Here is a 2,561-nt window from a genome sequence, read left to right on the forward strand (position 1 = left end):
TGTGAACTTCCATGATAATTAACTCTCGTTTGTATCAGAAAAGGTAATGAAGATGGTAAAAATCCCTTGATTTCAGTGAAAAAATGCGATTTTTCTTGAAAAATTGAGTAAATATGGTAGAATAAAAGAGAAGTAATTAACTCTCGAAAAGGTGGGCGCCATGTATCTCGATTTTAAAGTAAAAATACCATCTGATTCAGCTGGGATAACTCGTAAAAAAATCAAGGGAACCACGTACATTTATTACGCATATGAGCATAATTACAGTTCAGAAAAAGGATATACTGTCCCTAAGAATACATCGATTGGCAAGTGCACAGATGATGATCCGAACCTGATGTATCCGAATACTAACTTTATGAAATTTTTTCCGGCTGAAGAACTTCCAGAAACAAAAGGTGAAGCTTACAGGAGTGGGTGTCTCAGAGTTGGCACATATTTAGTGTTGCGAAGAATCATTTCAGAGTATCACCTGGATGAAATGATTGGAGACATCATCGGTAAGAATAGCGGCTTGTTTCTTGATCTGGCTGTGTATTCAATCATTGCAGAGAACAATGCTGGTCAGTATTATCCTGATTATGCATTTAATCATCCGTTATTCACGGACAGGATGAAAATCTATAGTGACTCGAAGGTTTCTGACTTCATTAACAGTATTACAAGAGACCAAAGTCTTACATTTCTGGATGAATGGAATGAAAAACAGGATCATAGCCAAAAGATATACATATCTTACGATTCAACAAACAAAAACTGCCAGGCGGGGGATATTGATTTTGTAGAATACGGCCATCCCAAGGAAGATACCGGTGCACCTGTCATTAATTATTCTGTTGCCTATGACGGAAACAATGCAAAACCGCTGTACTATGAGGATTATCCGGGAAGTATTGTGGATGTCTCACAGCTACAGTACACGTTGGAAAAAGCAGGAGGTTATGGCTACAAAAACGTTGGTTTTATCCTGGACAGGGGATATTTTAGTAAAGAAAACATACACTACATGGACAAATGCGGATATGAGTTTGTCATTATGATGAAGGGTATGAAGGAACTTGTAAAAAGTCTTGTTCTTGAAGTAAAAGGAACTTTTGAGGAAGACCGGAGATACAGTATCAGAGATTATAAAGTAAGCGGCATTACTGTAAAAAAGCAGCTTTATCCGTCTGATGAAAAAGAACGTTATTTCCACATTTTCTACAATGACAGAAAGCGAAGCAGTGAACATGAGGCTATCGAAGCAAAGATTGACCGAATGGCTGAATGTCTTCATAAACATGAAGGCACAAAATACGAAATCAAAGGCGGGGGCTTCGCCAGGTACTTTGATCTGATCTATTACAATAAAGGCAAAAAGGATGAAAAATTCATGTATGGCCGTGAACTTCATGATGTGATCAATGAAGAGATACGGCTTTGTGGATATTTTGTCATAATAACGTCAGAAAAGATGACGGCTGCACAGGCACTTGAACTGTACAAGAGCAGAGATGCGTCAGAGAAGTTATTCCGTGGAGATAAATCTTATCTTGGGAACAAAAGCTTCCGAGTACATACAAGCGAATCTGTACATGCAAAGATATTCATAGAGTTTGTGGCACTAATTATTCGAAGCAGGTTTTATACCTGCCTGAAGGAAGAGATGCAAAAGAGCGGAAAGAAAAATTATATGACCGTTCCGGCTGCAATCAGGGAACTGGAAAAGATAGAACTGATCCGACAGAGCGACCGTGGATACCGCATGGATTATGCAGTTACAGCTACGCAGAAAGAAATCCTGAAGGCATTTAACATGACAACAGCAAATGTCAGAACTCAGGCGGCTGCGATTAATGAAGACCTAATGAAGATAGAGAAAGAAGGATAAGAACCATGGCAAGAAGAAACATTCCGATAGAAGAAAAGATTGAAACACAAAAAGAACTGGTTTCAAAAGCAAAAGACAGATATGAAGCAGAACTGGATAAGCTGGAGAAACTGATGAGAAAAAGAGATGAACTTCGAAGTAAGGAACTGATGGAGGCATTTGCCAATAGTGAACGTTCTTTTGAGGAAGTGATGAGATTCCTGTCTGGAAATGAGGTGGATGATGAATAATCAGTATTCGATGAAGATATATCCTGTCGGCAGAGGACGTGATATTTATAGAAATATCGAAATTTGCGGTAATAGCACATTAAATCAATTATGCCAGGTTATCCTGGAGGCATTTGACTTCATAGACGAGCATCTGTATGAGTTTTGTATGGATAACCGTATGTATAGTGAATATACATATCAGTCAGATCCTGAGGGAGACGAACCTTCGGCAGATATAACTCTGGACGAGGTCGGACTTTGTAAGGGACAGAAATTTGCACTTCATTATGACTTCGGAGATGATTGGATGTTCACAATTACGGTGTCGAAAATCAGTGAAGTTCAGGAGAATTTCAAGCCTCGGATAATTAAGTCAAAAGGAAGCATTCAACAGTATCCAGACTGGGATGAAGAAGATTTTGACTATGAATAATGCGTTGTTTGGACATGACGAGAGTTAATTTTATAGGAAGTTAAGA

Annotated in this window: 3 protein-coding genes; all 3 read left to right on the top strand. The window is 38.6% G+C overall.

What is annotated here, in order from left to right; all coding sequences use genetic code 11:
• Positions 1 to 160 precede the first annotated feature (160 nt).
• Genes ACTNC0_RS18105 through ACTNC0_RS18115 form a run of 3 tightly spaced genes read left to right on the top strand, consistent with a single transcriptional unit; the run spans position 161 to position 2,515 of the window.
• Positions 161 to 1,870, top strand: a complete 1,710-nt coding sequence (locus ACTNC0_RS18105) for an IS1634 family transposase (RefSeq protein ID WP_279206858.1) — start codon at positions 161 to 163, stop codon at positions 1,868 to 1,870.
• A gap of 5 nt (positions 1,871 to 1,875) precedes the next feature.
• Complete coding sequence (locus ACTNC0_RS18110) at positions 1,876 to 2,100, top strand: ErpK protein (RefSeq protein ID WP_279206857.1); 225 nt, start codon at positions 1,876 to 1,878, stop codon at positions 2,098 to 2,100.
• A complete protein-coding gene (locus tag ACTNC0_RS18115; RefSeq protein ID WP_279206856.1) occupies positions 2,090 to 2,515 on the top strand; it encodes a plasmid pRiA4b ORF-3 family protein in 426 nt (141 codons plus the stop codon). Before ACTNC0_RS18110 ends, ACTNC0_RS18115 begins: the two co-directional genes overlap by 11 nt.
• Positions 2,516 to 2,561: the final 46 nt, after the last annotated feature.

The organism is Blautia sp. HCP3S3_B11, from assembly GCF_052064435.1.
Classification (GTDB): domain Bacteria; phylum Bacillota; class Clostridia; order Lachnospirales; family Lachnospiraceae; genus Blautia_A.

Excerpts from the sequence above, each read along its gene's own strand:
- ACTNC0_RS18105 (WP_279206858.1), top strand. The coding sequence starts at position 161 with ATGTATCTCGATTTTAAAGTAAAAATACCATCTGATTCAGCTGGGATA.
- ACTNC0_RS18110 (WP_279206857.1), top strand. The coding sequence starts at position 1,876 with ATGGCAAGAAGAAACATTCCGATAGAAGAAAAGATTGAAACACAAAAA.
- ACTNC0_RS18115 (WP_279206856.1), top strand. The coding sequence starts at position 2,090 with ATGATGAATAATCAGTATTCGATGAAGATATATCCTGTCGGCAGAGGA.